17 protein-coding genes, 1 other RNA gene and 6 pseudogenes are annotated in these 14,245 nt (G+C 49.0%); 11 read left to right on the top strand and 13 right to left on the bottom strand.

Annotated elements, in window-relative coordinates; all coding sequences use genetic code 11:
• Positions 1-177: 177 nt before the first annotated feature.
• The 6 genes and pseudogenes from HMPREF2959_RS03725 to HMPREF2959_RS03700 form a co-directional block, all read right to left on the bottom strand.
• Entirely contained in the window at positions 178-390 is a 213-nt protein-coding gene (locus HMPREF2959_RS03725; RefSeq protein ID WP_002243493.1) for a helix-turn-helix domain-containing protein, read from the bottom strand.
• Between the two features lie 11 nt (positions 391-401).
• Positions 402-683, bottom strand: a complete 282-nt coding sequence (locus HMPREF2959_RS03720; RefSeq protein ID WP_002243494.1) for a hypothetical protein — start codon at positions 681-683, stop codon at positions 402-404.
• Between the two features lie 37 nt (positions 684-720).
• Positions 721-924: a hypothetical protein gene (locus tag HMPREF2959_RS03715; RefSeq protein ID WP_002238064.1), complete on the bottom strand. Its 204-nt coding sequence runs from the start codon at positions 922-924 to the stop codon at positions 721-723.
• A gap of 86 nt (positions 925-1,010) precedes the next feature.
• On the bottom strand, positions 1,011-1,628 hold the full coding sequence (locus HMPREF2959_RS03710; RefSeq protein WP_002243495.1) for a tyrosine-type recombinase/integrase: 618 nt from the start codon (positions 1,626-1,628) through the stop codon (positions 1,011-1,013).
• A pseudogene (locus HMPREF2959_RS13465) lies at positions 1,537-1,947 on the bottom strand (integrase); the annotation flags it as partial. The pseudogene HMPREF2959_RS13465 and the gene HMPREF2959_RS03710, both read right to left, overlap by 92 nt.
• A pseudogene (locus HMPREF2959_RS03700) lies at positions 1,940-2,197 on the bottom strand (hypothetical protein); the annotation flags it as partial. The pseudogenes HMPREF2959_RS13465 and HMPREF2959_RS03700, both read right to left, overlap by 8 nt.
• A gap of 10 nt (positions 2,198-2,207) precedes the next feature.
• Between HMPREF2959_RS03700 and HMPREF2959_RS03695 the strand changes: the two are divergent.
• The 11 genes and pseudogenes from HMPREF2959_RS03695 to HMPREF2959_RS13455 form a co-directional block, all read left to right on the top strand.
• Positions 2,208-2,528: a hypothetical protein gene (locus HMPREF2959_RS03695; RefSeq protein WP_228372533.1), complete on the top strand. Its 321-nt coding sequence runs from the start codon at positions 2,208-2,210 to the stop codon at positions 2,526-2,528.
• Positions 2,521-2,715 carry a S24 family peptidase gene (locus HMPREF2959_RS03690; RefSeq protein ID WP_002233797.1) on the top strand — a complete coding sequence of 65 codons (195 nt, stop codon included), beginning with the start codon at positions 2,521-2,523 and terminating at the stop codon, positions 2,713-2,715. The genes HMPREF2959_RS03695 and HMPREF2959_RS03690 overlap by 8 nt, the downstream gene beginning before the upstream one ends.
• A gap of 23 nt (positions 2,716-2,738) precedes the next feature.
• Complete coding sequence (locus HMPREF2959_RS03685) at positions 2,739-3,299, top strand: hypothetical protein (RefSeq protein WP_002217311.1); 561 nt, start codon at positions 2,739-2,741, stop codon at positions 3,297-3,299.
• Positions 3,300-3,439: 140 nt separating this feature from the next.
• Positions 3,440-4,498 carry a hypothetical protein gene (locus HMPREF2959_RS03680; protein ID WP_002219353.1) on the top strand — a complete coding sequence of 353 codons (1,059 nt, stop codon included), beginning with the start codon at positions 3,440-3,442 and terminating at the stop codon, positions 4,496-4,498.
• Entirely contained in the window at positions 4,488-4,994 is a 507-nt protein-coding gene (locus HMPREF2959_RS03675; protein ID WP_002233798.1) for a hypothetical protein, read from the top strand. Before HMPREF2959_RS03680 ends, HMPREF2959_RS03675 begins: the two co-directional genes overlap by 11 nt.
• A 103-nt stretch (positions 4,995-5,097) precedes the next feature.
• On the top strand, positions 5,098-5,601 hold the full coding sequence (locus HMPREF2959_RS03670; protein WP_002235729.1) for a glycoside hydrolase family 108 protein: 504 nt from the start codon (positions 5,098-5,100) through the stop codon (positions 5,599-5,601).
• A gap of 111 nt (positions 5,602-5,712) precedes the next feature.
• A complete protein-coding gene (locus HMPREF2959_RS03660; RefSeq protein WP_002239053.1) occupies positions 5,713-6,048 on the top strand; it encodes a hypothetical protein in 336 nt (111 codons plus the stop codon).
• Positions 6,041-6,451, top strand: coding sequence for a hypothetical protein (locus HMPREF2959_RS03655; protein WP_002213678.1), 411 nt, complete (start codon positions 6,041-6,043; stop codon positions 6,449-6,451). The genes HMPREF2959_RS03660 and HMPREF2959_RS03655 overlap by 8 nt, the downstream gene beginning before the upstream one ends.
• A pseudogene (locus tag HMPREF2959_RS03650) lies at positions 6,405-6,956 on the top strand (IS3 family transposase); the annotation flags it as partial. The gene HMPREF2959_RS03655 and the pseudogene HMPREF2959_RS03650, both read left to right, overlap by 47 nt.
• Before the next feature lie 63 nt (positions 6,957-7,019).
• Positions 7,020-7,127 (top strand): annotated as a pseudogene (locus HMPREF2959_RS13460) (IS5/IS1182 family transposase); the annotation flags it as partial.
• Positions 7,128-7,130: 3 nt separating this feature from the next.
• Positions 7,131-7,205 (top strand): annotated as a pseudogene (locus HMPREF2959_RS13455) (IS3 family transposase); the annotation flags it as partial.
• Positions 7,206-7,523: 318 nt separating this feature from the next.
• Here HMPREF2959_RS13455 and ssrA read toward each other — a convergent pair.
• The 7 genes and pseudogenes from ssrA to trpE form a co-directional block, all read right to left on the bottom strand.
• Positions 7,524-7,886: a transfer-messenger RNA gene (ssrA, locus tag HMPREF2959_RS03645) on the bottom strand.
• Between the two features lie 62 nt (positions 7,887-7,948).
• Positions 7,949-8,554: a Smr/MutS family protein gene (locus HMPREF2959_RS03640; RefSeq protein WP_002239054.1), complete on the bottom strand. Its 606-nt coding sequence runs from the start codon at positions 8,552-8,554 to the stop codon at positions 7,949-7,951.
• 726 nt (positions 8,555-9,280) lie between these two features.
• Positions 9,281-10,335: pseudogene (locus tag HMPREF2959_RS03625) on the bottom strand (sulfate ABC transporter substrate-binding protein).
• A gap of 105 nt (positions 10,336-10,440) precedes the next feature.
• A complete protein-coding gene (locus tag HMPREF2959_RS03620) occupies positions 10,441-10,923 on the bottom strand; it encodes a GNAT family N-acetyltransferase (RefSeq protein ID WP_002213671.1) in 483 nt (160 codons plus the stop codon).
• Positions 10,924-10,969: 46 nt separating this feature from the next.
• On the bottom strand, positions 10,970-12,106 hold the full coding sequence (locus HMPREF2959_RS03615) for a 5-(carboxyamino)imidazole ribonucleotide synthase (RefSeq protein WP_002243497.1): 1,137 nt from the start codon (positions 12,104-12,106) through the stop codon (positions 10,970-10,972).
• On the bottom strand, positions 12,103-12,648 hold the full coding sequence (locus HMPREF2959_RS03610; RefSeq protein WP_002243498.1) for a DUF1643 domain-containing protein: 546 nt from the start codon (positions 12,646-12,648) through the stop codon (positions 12,103-12,105). The genes HMPREF2959_RS03615 and HMPREF2959_RS03610 overlap by 4 nt, the downstream gene beginning before the upstream one ends.
• Positions 12,645-14,120, bottom strand: a complete 1,476-nt coding sequence (gene trpE / locus HMPREF2959_RS03605) for an anthranilate synthase component I (RefSeq protein ID WP_002239057.1) — start codon at positions 14,118-14,120, stop codon at positions 12,645-12,647. The genes HMPREF2959_RS03610 and trpE overlap by 4 nt, the downstream gene beginning before the upstream one ends.
• Between the last annotated feature and the right edge of the window lie 125 nt (positions 14,121-14,245).

Below are 14,245 nucleotides of genomic sequence, written 5' to 3'. Positions count from 1 at the left end.
TTTGGGGCGAAAACAGCCGAAAACCTGTGTTGGGATTTCGGTTGTCGTGAGGGAAAGGAATTTTGCAAAGGTCTCAGAGTGAGTTTATTTTGGGGCGGCGGCAGGTCTGGGGCAAGCGGTGTGGGGCTTGGTTGTGGTTTTTAGGTTTTTGGGGGTAAAAAATGCCGTCTGAACTTTTCAGACGGCGTTTGTTTTTTCTATCCAATCGAGGAACTGCCGCCATTTTTCCAGCGGCATATCGGCCCGACGGGTTTCGGTATCGGGTTCGGCTTCCCAGCGGCCTACCTGTATGTAGTGCTTCACCCCGACGATTTGCGCCAACTCGGCCTGTGTCAGTTTGCAGCGGTTGCGAAGGGTGCGGAGGTTGTAAGGCGTGTAGCCGAGTTCCATGTCGTTGCGGTTTATTTTGTTTCGCATATTTTTTTGACTGCCCTGCGGCAGGTTTCGGTAAGGATGGCGGCAAATCGGGCTTCGTCTGCCGGTTTGCCGTCGAAAAAAATAAAATCGTAAAGGGTGATGCCGTTTTCGGAATGGCGGTAATGCCTGCCCGGGCATTCGCCGTCTGTCTGCCTGTGGATTTTGGCAATCAGGCGGGGATAGCGGCAATGGGTAATGAAACGGCTTGCGCCGTCTTGCCCGATAATCCATTCGGGGTAGCGGTTGAATAGCGCGGCTCTGTTCATTTTGTTCGTGGGATAAAGCCCCTTGCGGGGCTTGTGGTCAGGCAAATTTGAATATCAGTGCCAACACGGCGGCGATGGCGGTAACCAGCCCGGTTGCCGCTATCATGGGATACCAGCGGGACTCTTGGGCTATTTTTACGGATTCGGCGTTGATTTTGTGCGCGTCGGCAATGATTTTGGCGATTTCGGCGTCTATTTTTCTTAACTCGGCGCGTTTCGTTTCTTGTTCGATTATGTTCATTGGATTTCCTTTCGTTTTTGGCGGTTGCCGCCGCTTGTCGGATGGCAGGATGTCTGCCATGTGTGTACATTAATACCTTTTAGGTTTTATTGCAAGTGTTTTGGGCAGGATGCCGTCTGAATTTTTTTCAGGCGGTTTTTTGTTTTGCGGGGTTTTGGCGGCGGCTTCGTATGCTTGGCGGTGGCGGCGGCTGTACCATTCGGCGAGTTCGCGCCGCTCTTGGAGGCGGTAGCTGTCGGCGGTAGGTAGTGGTGCAGGCTTGAGAAGCCGGCGCGTTGGAGGGCGGCGCGGCTGATGTGGCCGAGGGCGAGGTCTGTTGTGAGGGTGTCTTTTCCGGCGGTCAGGCTGATGTTGGTGAAGAGGTGGCGGAATCCGTGCATTGTGTGTTTGGATTTGCCGGGGGTGCTGCCGTCATAGCCCAGTCGTCGGATGGCGTTGTGGGCGAATTTGATGCTGATGTGGTCGGGATGGGGGGCGGGTTTGCGCCGTGGGCGGATGCCGGGGAAAAGGTGGATGTTGTCGCCGGTCTGTGTGTGCAGCTCTCGGAGTATTTCTACCGCCCAGTCCGACAGTGGGACGGTAAAGGGGTGTTTGGTCTTCATGTCGGCGGCGGGGATGTGCCATAACCGGGCGGTGAGGTCGATGTCTTGCCAGCGGGCGGAAAGCAGTGCGGAGGGACGGGATGACTTCCCCGGTTTCCCCATCAATCCGCGCCGCCTCGATTTTTCCGTTGGCGCGCAGCATTTCCACCGCCTGCCGCACCGACATCAACCGCTTGCCGTTGCGCCTCATCGCCTCCACCAAAACCGCCGAAATCAATTTGGCTTCTTCCGGTTTAAGCTCCGTCTTGCCCGCATCGCTGCGCCGTTTGCGCGTCGGCTTGACGCTGACCGCCTCCAGCTTGCGGTATAGCGTGGCAAGGCTGATGCCCAATTCCTGCGCCTGCTGCTTAAGATATGCAGAGCGTGCGCCGCGTCCCATTGCTTCCGCCTGATTCTCGACTGCCTTAAGACGCTCAATCATTGCCGGATTCATCGCCTTCTCCCGTTTCACCGCCCAACCATTCCGGCACATTGTCTGTCGGTGCTTCAGTCGGCAGGGCATAGCTTTCGCGCAGTTGCTCGCAGTCCAAAATAATTTGATTGAGCGTGCCGACCATCTTTGCCTGATGGCTGATCTCGTGTGCCTCACTGTGCGCATTAAGTTGGTCGAACAAATCTTTCAAACGGCTCACTTGACTGCGGATACCGACCTCAAGGCTTGTTAACTGCATCATTTATGATTTGTTAGGGGTTTTAGACTGCTATCAAAAATCACAGTCCTGTCCCAACCCTAAAAGCCACTGTTGCTTTGTTTCAGACGACATTTTTCTATGGCATGGATCAAGACCAACGTTTGAAATCAGTCTTGATCTAACTGGAAAGAAAAAAGAAACATCCTCTGCAAAGAAATTTGTGATGCCTTGTATTAATTTCCGTCACCATAGGATTGAAAAAGAAACCTACTTAGGAAATTGGAATGAACAAATTGCCGCATTGGCAGTAAAACAAAATATAGATTGGTGTCCAAGTTTTGATATTGAGAATTTTAGACAGTATGAATAATTACTATCTATATAGGAATTGCAGCAGCGATGTGTTATGGGTCAAACGTATCCAACGCCAAATCGACGGCAGCCTACTCTTGATTTCTGACAATTCAACCTATCCACCCATGCCCTTGGCACTGGCGGAACACCCCGATATTCAAATCATCGGGCAGGTAGTGCAGGTATCAAAAGACTTGAACTAGACACAATCAAAAAGGGAAATAGAATGAAAATACTCGCTTTATTAATTGCCGCTACCTGTGCTTTATCTGCGTGTGGCGGCCAAGCTGAAGAACAACCGGCATCTGCCCAACCTCAAGAGCAGGCACAATCCGAATTAAAAACCATGCCGGTAAGCTATACCGACTATCAATCAGTAGCCAATAAAGGGCTTGCCGACCAAAAAACTGGTCTGACCCTTCCAGAACATGTTGTTCCTGCCGACAATGCGGAAGGGAAGAATCTGCTGCATGACTTTTCAGACGGCCTCACATTAACCGTTGATACCGATAAAGCCGACAAAATTACTGCCGTCCGAGTAGTTTGGAATACAGATGCAGTGCCTCAAAAAGCGGAAAAACTGTCCAAAGCCGCCGCAGCCTTGATTGCGGCAACCGCCCCAGGAGACCGCACACTGCTGCGTGATACCGGCGACCAAATCAAAATGGCAATTGACAGCCATAATGCGCAAAAAGAGCCAACCCGAGAATGGGCGCGTGGTGGGATTGCTTATAAAGTCACTGTTACTAATTTGCCGAGCGTGGTTTTGACAGCAAAAGCTGAATAACCTGCATTACAGCCACAATTAGGAGCAGACGGAGATGATGTTTATAGAGCCTGCTGAGAATAAATAACTGATAAAAAAGCTGTCTGAAAAGGTTTCGGATAGTTAGGATAGCTATCTATTTTTAATATATTAGAGAGAATATGAAAAATAAACTGACTTTACGTTATTTCAAAATAACTCGTTGCGGTTATTGGTCTGGTTCTTCAAAAGAACCTAATCATTATGAGGACTTATTAAAAACTTTAACTCATTTAGAGACATATGTTAAAGGTAAAACTATTGAAGAGACTGGAATTAGTCGTGATGATAAAGAGCCAAGCACTTTCTTGCTCGATATCTGCAAAAAAAATGGTCTGTGGTTGCTTGCTTTTTGGAATCCTGCCGCAGAAAGCTCTTCAGATGAAATTGTTTCTTTAAACATGAAAAGTAAACTAGGTCAAGTTGATTCTAGCCCAGTAACAGCAGGAAATGGGAAAACTTTTGGCTTCGTTAGTTATTTTCTTATTTGGCCAGAACATAATTTTTACTCAACGATTCTTTCTCCTAATGCAACTTTAGCTGGACGAACAGAGTTTGAAGAGTACATGCTTAATTTCTTGTGGATTGATCCTAATTTTATAGAAAAGACTACCTACGAAGAAACTTCAACAGACGGAATAATTCATACCATGGAGCGAACTAATTTTAAATTGCCTCTTAAAATTAATGGAACTCCTGTGCCACGTTTTGCGGGGAAACTAGCTAAATCTCCTTCAGAAAAAGAGTATGTCATTAGTAATTATGACCAAGTAACCCAAGTGCATAATCAATGCACGGTAAAGGTTACCTCTGGACAAAGTTCAAGTGGAATTTTGAAGAAAATGTTACCAAGCTTTTTTGGTTCAACAGAATTGTTTGCTCCATTAAAAACCATTCGTGTAAATCATTCTGTTTCTGCTGCATTTGAAAACAAATCAAATCTTAAGGATTGGATTGAAGACTGGGAAAAAAATTCTTTTGATTTAGATAAAGATGATTGTGGCTTTAAGTTAAAAAACGATGACAAGATTTATTGGATTCGAGGAAATGTCATCAAATGTGAATTAGACGTCAACCTTCATAAGGAAAATGGGATTTATCCAGCTGCTAAAATTCTAGATATAATAGACCAAAGGAAAGATTACGTTTTAAACGAATTCAAATTAAGTGATGATTCTTAGAAATATTTTCCTAATATGCTCTGCATTCATGATTGGTGTAGCCTGGTATTTAGGTGCTAATATCCGATTTGAAGAGCAATGGGTATTGTATGAAGCCTTGAGAACAACTGCATCAATTATTTTTGCAGTTGTTGGGGTTTGGTTGGCTATTGTCTATCCCGAACGATTAAAAAGCCCTTTTAGTCAAACTTTCTCCTCTCCGGTATATCGGCGTGGATTCAAACAGCTTTTTTCCCCTGTTATAAGTTCCATTTTTATTTTAAGTATTGTGTTACTTGTTGGTTTGTTGGCTCCTTTGCTCAAACATATTGAGGCAATAATTCAATATATCCCACTTTGTCGGAAAATCTCATTTAGCCTGTTAGCAAGCTTGACGATGTGGCAAATTTATACGGTTTTATCTGTATTAGTGCCTTTGTTAAATATTTTAAGTAAAAATGAAAATGACTGTCATGCATCCAACATTATTAACAAGCTAAAGGGTGAACAGAATTAGCTATGTGATTTTTAGTGTAAACTGCTTTTAACTCGTATTAAAAGGCCACTCTTTTAATACCTCCTAAAATCCCTGTACCTATCAATAGATACAGGGATTTTTTATGTCCACCAAATTCAACCAATTCATCAACCGCGTCCTCTCCCACGAGGGCGGTTACGTCAATCATCCCAAAGACCCCGGCGGCGAAACCAATTGGGGCATCACTAAGCGCACCGCACAGGCAAACGGCTACAACGGCTCCATGCGCGCCATGACGCGTGAACAGGCTATCGGCATTTACCGAAAGGCGTTTTGGGAGCGTTACCGCGCCGACCAAATGCCGGAAGCGGTCGCGTTCCAATTTTTTGATGCCTGCGTCAACCACGGTTACGGCAATGCCGTCCGTATGCTGCAACGCGCCGCAGGCGTGGCGGACGATGGAATCATCGGCGAAATCAGCCTCAAAGCCATCAATTCCCTCCCCGAAAACGACCTTTTATTGCGGTTCAACGCCGAGCGTCTGGTCTTTTATACCAAGCTCAGTACGTTCACCTCTTTCGGCAAGGGCTGGGTACGCCGTGTGGCGCAAAACCTGATTCACGCGTCTGCAGATAACACTGATTAAAGGGAGACAAACCATGTCAAAAAAGTCACTCATCGCCCTAATGACCGCAGCCATGCAGCCCGATTTCAGCCACAGCGACCTAGGCATTCGCTACGCCATGCCGACTCAGGGATGTTGGACGCAAGCCCACCGCAAGAGCGGGGTAGCCGCCGCGAAACGCGCAGCCAAAAAAAAGCGTCGCAAATAACTGCCTTTTTCCGATGGCTGGGCGGCTTGGTCTCTAATCCGGCCACAGGAAAAATCAGCCATACCAAACTATGGGCAAACGTCGCCGCAGCCGCCATGACTTGGAAGTTCGTGCAGGCGGCGGACGCCCCCGAATGGCTTTGGTGGGCATACGGCGCGATGGTCGGCGGGTATGCATTAATCAAACGCGGCATCGCCGCCGTACCGCAGTTGGCAGAAATCAAAAAATCCGCAAATCAGGAAGGGGGCGGCAATGATTGAATTTGTCCGAGCCAAAAAACGGCTGCTTTGGGCATTTGTGCTTTTGCTTGTGTGGACGTGCGGTTACCGATACGCCGCCGACAAGGCCGAAGCGGAACAAACCGCCCTGATTGCCACCTATCGGCATTCTTCTATGGTTGCGGCGGAACAATACGCCTTGCAGCTTAAAAAAGCGCAGGACGAAAGGCAGCGGTGGTACGACTTTTCCCAAAAACAAGGAAGAAAGCCCGTGAAAAAACAGTATCCGCCGCAAACGAAAAAAGCCGGCTATCTGAAAACCAAGGAAGAACTGCTTGCGGAATTGGCTTGCCTTACAGCGGAAATGGCTGCCCTAAAAAAGCCCGATGCCTTAATCCATGGGAAAGAAGTGCGGCAGAAAGAACGCAACTCGTCGCAGGGTTAAGGCAATGCCATCCGTTGAACTGCTGTTGGAGATTGTCGGACTGCCACGCGGCACCTTTTATTACCAATTGGCCGTCCAATCGGCAGAAGACAAATATGCCGATTTGAAACAGCATATCCATGATATTTATCGACGACATAAGGGAAGATACGGCTACCGGAGGATTGCAGCAGCCATCCTTCATGCAGGAACACCGGTCAATCACAAGAAAGTCAGCCGTCTGATGGCGAAGACGGGGCTGAAGGCAGTGATACGGCGGCGCAAATACCGCTCGTTCAAAGGAGAAGTCGGCAAAATTGCGCCGAATATCCTGCGACGCTGTTTCCATGCAGAAAAGCCGAATGAGAAATGGGTAACGGACGTTACCGAGTTCAATGTAGGCGGAGAAAAGATATACCTTTCTCCGATTATGGATTTGTTTAACGGGGAAATCGTCAGTTACCGTATTCAAATCCGCCCGACTTTCGATTTGGCCGGCGAGATACTGAAAGGTGCGCCGGAGAAACCGGGATCGTCTGAAAAGCCGATACTGCATTCGGATCAAGGTTGGCAATATCAGATGTTTTTTTATAGTGGATTAAATTTAAATCAGGACAAGGCGATGAAGCCGCAGACAGTACAAATAGTACGGCAAGGCGAGGCAACGCCGTACTGGTTTAAATTTAATCCACTATACAACAACGATAGAATCAAGTTGAAATTAAAAGGGCTGAGCCTTGTTCAGTACAGAATTCAGTCCCTGAAAGCCGCTTGATTAAACTGTCCGACTTTTTGGGGTCAGTTCGGCTTCGGCATTTTTTTATCCGTTTGGGGGTAACTTGTTTGGAAAGCTGCAAGCTTATAAATAAAGGATTACATTTAAGTTTTGGGTAACCTTTTTAAAAAAATGCGTGATGACTTTTGCATTTTTAAGGCGTTTTTTGGGGTAATTCGTGAAAAGTTACCCCAAAAGTTACCCCATAAATGGCGAAAACTCAAGCATACGCCAGCATATTCAAGGCAACAAAAAAGCCTTGAAACTGTTGAAGTTCAAGGCTTTTTTGTGTTGCAGGATGCTGCTGAAAATAGGGTATGGTGGAGGCGGGGGGAATCGAACCCCCGTCCGAAAGTCCTCTACAAAGCGTTCTACATACTTAGTTGTGTCTATTTGAAAATCTTATTTCCATCATGCCGACCAACAGGCCTTTTGGAAACCAGTTACCTTAAATCTCATTTCCTGCCAAGTAACCCGGTAGGAAACCAGTCAATGTAAGATGACGTTGCGGTGGCTTTCGCCACACAGCCCATTGACCGACTGCTGCAACGGCTGGCCTTAAGCGGCCAAAGCGTAAGTTTCGTCGTTTGCGACTATTTGAATTCAGTGTTTTACGGGAATCTGAGACCCCGGTATGCCCGCATCTGCTTCGCAACCCCCGTCGAAACCAAGGTCGCCCCCAGAAATGGTTTGCAAATTATACGGATATTGTGCGGTGCTGCCAAGTCTGTCGGAGAAATTTGTCAGTCTTGCTGCCTTAATTTGCGTTTGAGCAGGATGCGGACGCAGCCGTCGTTGCCTTCCCGGGGTTCGGCGTAGGCGAGTACGTCGGGGTGTTGCATCAGCCAGTTTCGGGTCATATTTTTCAGAACGGGTTTGTAGCCTTTGGAACCTAATCCGCTGCCGTGGATGATTTCGCCGCATACGCCGCGTTTTTGGGTGAATGCGATGAATTCGTTGAGGACTTTTTGGGCTTCTTCCTGTGTGTAGCCGTGCAGGTCGACATCGGTAACGACGGGATAGTATCCGTTTTTCAGGCGTTGGATGTCGTTTTTTCCCTGTCCGTTTTTGCTGAAGCTGGCGGGCGGGTCGTTGTATGTGCTGCCGATGTAGAAGTAGTTTTCTTCGTCGGCGCGGTTGTCTTTGGGACGGACTTTGATGGGGGTTTTGTCGGACGGTGCATAATATTGTTGCCGGTTTTTTAACGGGGAGACTTGTCCGACTGCTTGTGAAAAATCGAAATCCTGTTCTTGTTTTTGCTTGTTTTTTTCGGCCTCCTGTTTTTCTGCCGCTTCTTTTTTGGCCTGTTTGCCCAGTTGTTTGAGGATGTTTTGGAAGTCGGTATTCATATTTTTTCCTGTTATTTGTCCGATGGCTGTTTCGGGCGGGGTTTTAATTTGCCGGAATGTTTGCCAAGCGGGGGAGGATGATTTTGTTGCCGGCGTATGTTTTTTGAAAGTGTGATTGTATATCAAAAAGAAATGCGGCAACCGTCGGCAGTGTTGATTGCCGGAAATGCGGGCCGGTCGAACCGATATGCCCGAACGCCTGATAAAGTTTTAAAAACCTGCCTTGCGAAGCAGGTTAATGGTTTTGCCAATCTTGAATTGCCGGAAACGCGAAACACGGAAATCTGATGTATTATAGTGGATTAAATTTAAATCAGGACAAGGCGACGAAGCCGCAGACAGTACAGATGGTACGGAACCGACTCACTTGGTGCTTCAGCACCTTAGAGAATCGTTCTCTTTGAGCTAAGGCGAGGCAACGCTGTACTGGTTTTTGTTAATCCACTATAAATGTTCCGATACGAACCGCAAAATATTGGTTTTGTTTCTGACAGGCAAAAGCACTGTTTATTTGGCTGTCAAAAGGATGGTTAAGGAAAGTTATGCGCCCCTGAAGCGGGCCCCAGATAAGGATGGTTGCGCCGACGGCTTCAGACGGCATTTTGGCGGCGGTGTTGGGTTTTGTATCCGGTTTGCCGTTGTGTCCTGTGATGATGATTTTGGGCGCGGTTTTTCTGTTTTGATGTGTGAAATGCCGTCTGAAAGGCGGTTCAGACGGTATAGCGGTCATTTTTGTGCGGTCAGGCGGTCGAATATGCCGCCGTCGGCGAAGTAGGTTTTCATGATGTTGTCCCATCCGCCGAATTTTTCTTCGGGAGAGAAGGTGTCTAAGTCTGGGAAGTCGGCTTTGTGTCTTGCCAATACTTCGGGGTTGCGGGGGCGCAGGTAGAGTGAGGCGGCGAGTTCTTGCGCCGGTTCGCTCCAAAGGTATTCGAGATAGGCGCGGGCGGTTTTTTGCGTGCCTTTTTTCGCGACGACGCTGTTGACGACGGCGACGGGGCTTTCGGCGGAAATGGTGTAGCTCGGATAGACGATTTCAAACTGTCCTTGGGTCAGTTTTTTGCTGACGTAGTTGGCTTCGTTTTCAAAAGTGATGAGTACGTCGCCGATGTTGCGTTGTGTGAAGGTGGTGGTGGCGGCGCGTCCGCCGTTTTCAAAAACGGGGGTGTTTTTGAGGATGGATGCGACGAGTTTTTGGGCTTCCTGTTCGTTGCCGTTGGTGGTTTTCAGACCGTAACCGTATGCGCCGAGGAAGGCGTAGCGTCCGTTGCCCGAGGTTTTGGGATTGGCGATGACGATGTTAACGCCGTCTTTGGCAAGGTCGTTCCAATCGCGGATCTGTTTGGGGTTGTTTTTTCGGACAAGGAAAACCATAGTGCTGGTGTAGGGCGCGGCGTGGTCGGGGAGGGCTTGTTGCCAGCCTTTTTCTACCAGTCCTTTTTTTCGAGCAGGTCGATGTCGGAGGATTGGTTCATGGTTACGACATCGGCTTGAAGGCCGTTGGCTACGGATAATGCCTGTTTGCTGGAGCCGCCGTGGGACTGTTGGATGCTGACGGATGTGCCGGGGTGTTCGGATTGGTATGTTTTGATAAATAAGGGGTTGTATTCTTTGTAAAAATCCCGTGCCACATCGTATGAGGCGTTGAGCAGGGTAATGTTTTTTCCGTCGGATTCGGTATTGGCCGGGGCATTTTGTCCGGACGGATGATTTGAATCGGCTGCGGGGCTGCAGGCGGTGAGCAGGGCTGCGGTATAGAGTACCGGTGCGTAGGTTTTCATATGCTTGTCCTGTCGGTTGGTAGATGGGGCAACTTTATACGGCTGTCTGCGCTTGTGGAAATAATGTTTGATTTGAAGATTATCAGTTTTGGTTATAAGGACGGATCAGAGGTGTTTCCGCATCAGTTCGCATTTGATTTTGATGCTGGGGTCAAGCTGCAATACTGCCGAACCGAGCGATTCGTAGCGGTTGAGAAGGTAAAACGGGACGGAGTTGAGCGATGCGTAGAGTTTCAGAAAGCTCAAACCGGATTTGTGGGCGATGGTTTCCGCCTGATGAAGCAGGGCAGTGCCCAGTCCGAGGTTGTGGAACAGGGGGTGGACGTAAAGCGCATCGAGTTGTGCTTCTTGGCAGTCGATTTGGAAAAATCCCTGTATGTTGCCTTTGTATTCGGCAACCCAAAGTGCTTTGTCGGGATCGGAAATGGTCGGCAGGTAGCTTTCTGTGTTTAGCAAGCCTTCCCATACTTTTAGGGCGTGTTCGTTGTAGCTGAGGATGCAGGTGTATTGGACGGAGTGCAGGTGGACTTTGAAGATGTCTTTGCAGTCTTGCACGGTGGCGGGGCGTAACAGTGTCAGCAGGTTCATGGCAGTATGTCGGCGGCTTCAGACGGCATCTGTGCCGTTGGTCGGATTATAGGGACTGATGCAGTTTTTTTGCTTCTTGAAATGCGGTGTCCGAATCGGTGGTTAAAACGGTAAAGTGTCCCATTTTCCGCCCTTTGTGCGCGGTTTTTTTGCCGTAAAGGTGCAGGCGCGCGTCCGGCCGGCTTTGCAGGGGAAACCAATCCGGTTTGCCGCCGTCTTCCTGCCAAACGTCGCCCAAAATATTCGCCATACAGCATGAAGAAAGCAACTTGGTATCGGCAGGTGGCAGGTTGCACATCAGGCGGACCTGTTGCTGGAATTGGTCTGCCGCGCAGGCATCGATGGTATGGTGGCCGGAGTTGTGCGGACGCGGCGCGATTTCGTTGACGACCAATTCATGTGTGTCACCGACAACAAACATTTCTACCGCCAATACGCCGACATAATCCAATTCGTCCGCCAAGCGTTGCGCCATCTGCCGCGCCTGTTGCTGCACGTCGGCACTCAGTCGCGCGGGGATGATGGAATAAGCCAAGATGCCGTTTTCGTGGATGTTTTCGGCAGGGTCGAAAGTTTGCACGTTGTCATTGTTCAAACGGCATACGATTACGGAAATTTCACTGCGCAAATCCACCATTTTTTCCAAAACGCAATCCACGCCGCCGTGTTCGGCAAACGCAGCTTTGAGTTCATCCACCGTTTTGACGCGGATTTGACCTTTGCCGTCGTAGCCCAAAGTGGCCGTTTTCAGGATGCCGGGCAAGAATTGCGCACTTGCTTCAGTAATGTCTTCAGCCTTACAAACCACTTGATACGGCGCGGTTTGCAATCCTGCTTTGCGTATCCATGCCTTTTCCTGAATGCGGTTTTGCGCGATGGCAACGCAGTCGCTGCCGGGGGAAACATTGGTGTGTTTGGCGAGAAAACGCATCGCATCGGCATTGACGTTTTCAAATTCAGTGGTCACCGCCGCGCATTTTGCCAATTCGTCCAAAGCAGCTTGGTCGTTAAACGGCGCGCATAAATGACAGTCGGCAAATTCTGCTGCCGGCGCGTCCGGATCGGGGTCGAGAACGGTTACTTTGTAGCCCATGGTTTTGGCGGCAACGGTAAACATTCTGCCTAATTGTCCGCCGCCGAGGATGCCAAGCATGGCGGGCGGAGAAAGAGATATGTTTTTCATGCTGACTCTTCAAATTGTACAAGTTGATAGCTATAACTAATTCTTGACGGATGTCTTGTATCGCTGGAATTACCAGTTTCAGAAATACAGAATACTTTTTCCATAAATTTTTCTGCTTTTAGAAATTCCAGTATTCTGTTTTTTTCATCCTTATAAGCACCGCGGTCTGTACCCCATGCAAGAATAATCATATCAGCATCTTCCAAACATCCTTTAAATTTGGAAAAATCGGTTTGGGTGTTTGCCCTAATTCCTGTTTGCTGTGTAGAGTAACTGGAAAAAATATTTAACATTTTGAAGTTGGTAAAACCGTACATATCCAAGAAACGTGCAAGTTGGGTAAGGGTTTTGTCGCTTCTTTCATCATTTGCTTTACTTGGATTAATTCCTATAGCGACAGCTGAGAAATTTTTAGGATTTTCTGTGTTGCCGCTCCATCTAACCGTTAGGATTTCTCGATTTTTTTCATTATCTGTATAGAGACCGTCTTTGGTAGTCGGTCTGAGTGTTTGGCGAAGCTCATAAAGTTTTTCATAAGTCATTTATCCAACCCTTCCTGTACCATTTGCGCGGCGTGTATGACGGCACGGGCTTTGTTCTGCGTTTCCTGCCATTCTGATTCAGGATTGGAATCGGCAACTACGCCTGCGCCGCTTTGGACGTATAGCGTGTTGTTTTTTACTACGGCGGTGCGGATGGCGATTGCCAAATCCATGTCGTTGTTGAAACCCCATACGCCGACGGCGCCGCCGTAGATGCCGCGTTTGCTTGGTTCGACTTCTTCGATGATTTCCATGGCGCGGACTTTGGGTGCGCCGGAAAGTGTGCCGGCAGGGAACGTGGCGGCGAGGATGTCCATATTGGTAACGCCCTCTTTCAGACGGCCTTCGACGTTGGAAACGATGTGCATCACATGGGAGTATTTTTCAATCACCATTTTGTCGGTAACTTTGACTTCGCCGGTTTTACTGATGCGGCCGACGTCGTTGCGTCCTAAATCGATGAGCATGACGTGTTCGGCGATTTCTTTGGCGTCGCTTAACAAATCTTGTTCGTTGGCAAGGTCTTCGGCAGGGGTTTTGCCGCGCAGGCGCGTACCGGCGATGGGGCGGACGATAACGTCGTTGCGTTCGCGTCGGACGAGGATTTCGGGCGAGGAGCCGACGATGTGGAAATCGCCGAAATCGTAGTAGAAGAGATAAGGCGAAGGGTTGAGCGTGCGCAAGGCGCGGTAGAGGGCGAGCGAGCTGTCGGTGAATTCCATGCTCATGCGCTGGCTGGGGACAACCTGCATGCAGTCGCCTGCAAAGATGTAGTCTTTGATTTTGTTAACGCAGGCTTTGAACGGCTCTTCGCCGAATTCGCTGACGGCTTCGGTGTGTTTGCTGCCGAGCGAAAGCGGGATGGCGCAACTTTGGCGTAACTGTGTACGGATGTCTTCGAGGCGTTCGCGTGCGCGTTCGTAGCCGTCGGGCTGCGACGGATCGGCGTAAACAATCAGGTAGATTTTACCGCTTAGGTTATCCACTACTGCAAGCTCTTGCGAGAGCATCAGGAGGATGTCGGGCGTGCCGAGCGAGTCGGCTTTGGCGGTGTTTTTCAGGCGGTGAGCGAAGTGTTCGAAATTGTAGATGGTTTCGTAACCGAAGTAGCCGACCAGTCCGCCGGTAAAGCGCGGCAGGCTTGGGATTTCGGGTGTTTTGAAGCGGTTGTGGAAGGCTTCGATAAAGGGCAGGGGGGTGCCGTCGTGTTGCTCGACAATTTCGCCGTTTTGATAAACATCGACGTGTTTGCCGCTGGCTTTGAGATAGTGGCTGCAAGGCAGGCCGATAAAAGAATAGCGGCCGAAACGTTCGCCACCGACAACGGATTCGAGCAGGTAGGTATAGGGGCGGTTGGCGAGTTTGAGATAGAGGGAAAGCGGCGTATCCAAATCGGCAAGGAGTTCTTGCACGAGCGGGATGCGGTTGTAGCCTTGGGCGGCTTGGGCTTGGTATTCTTGTTTGCTGATCATTTCTGCTTTCCCAAAGGGCGGTTTCGGACGGCGCGGCAACGGGCGCGAGTATAGCATTTTATCGGAATTGTTGACAGTCTGACCGAGAGGCCCTTGGATTCGGATTTCAAGTGCAACACTAGTGT

Source organism: Neisseria sp. HMSC070F02, from assembly GCF_001814225.1.
Lineage (GTDB): Bacteria > Pseudomonadota > Gammaproteobacteria > Burkholderiales > Neisseriaceae > Neisseria > Neisseria meningitidis.
Note: the sequence above shows the minus strand (reverse complement) of the source record. Positions and strands in the feature narration are given on the sequence as shown.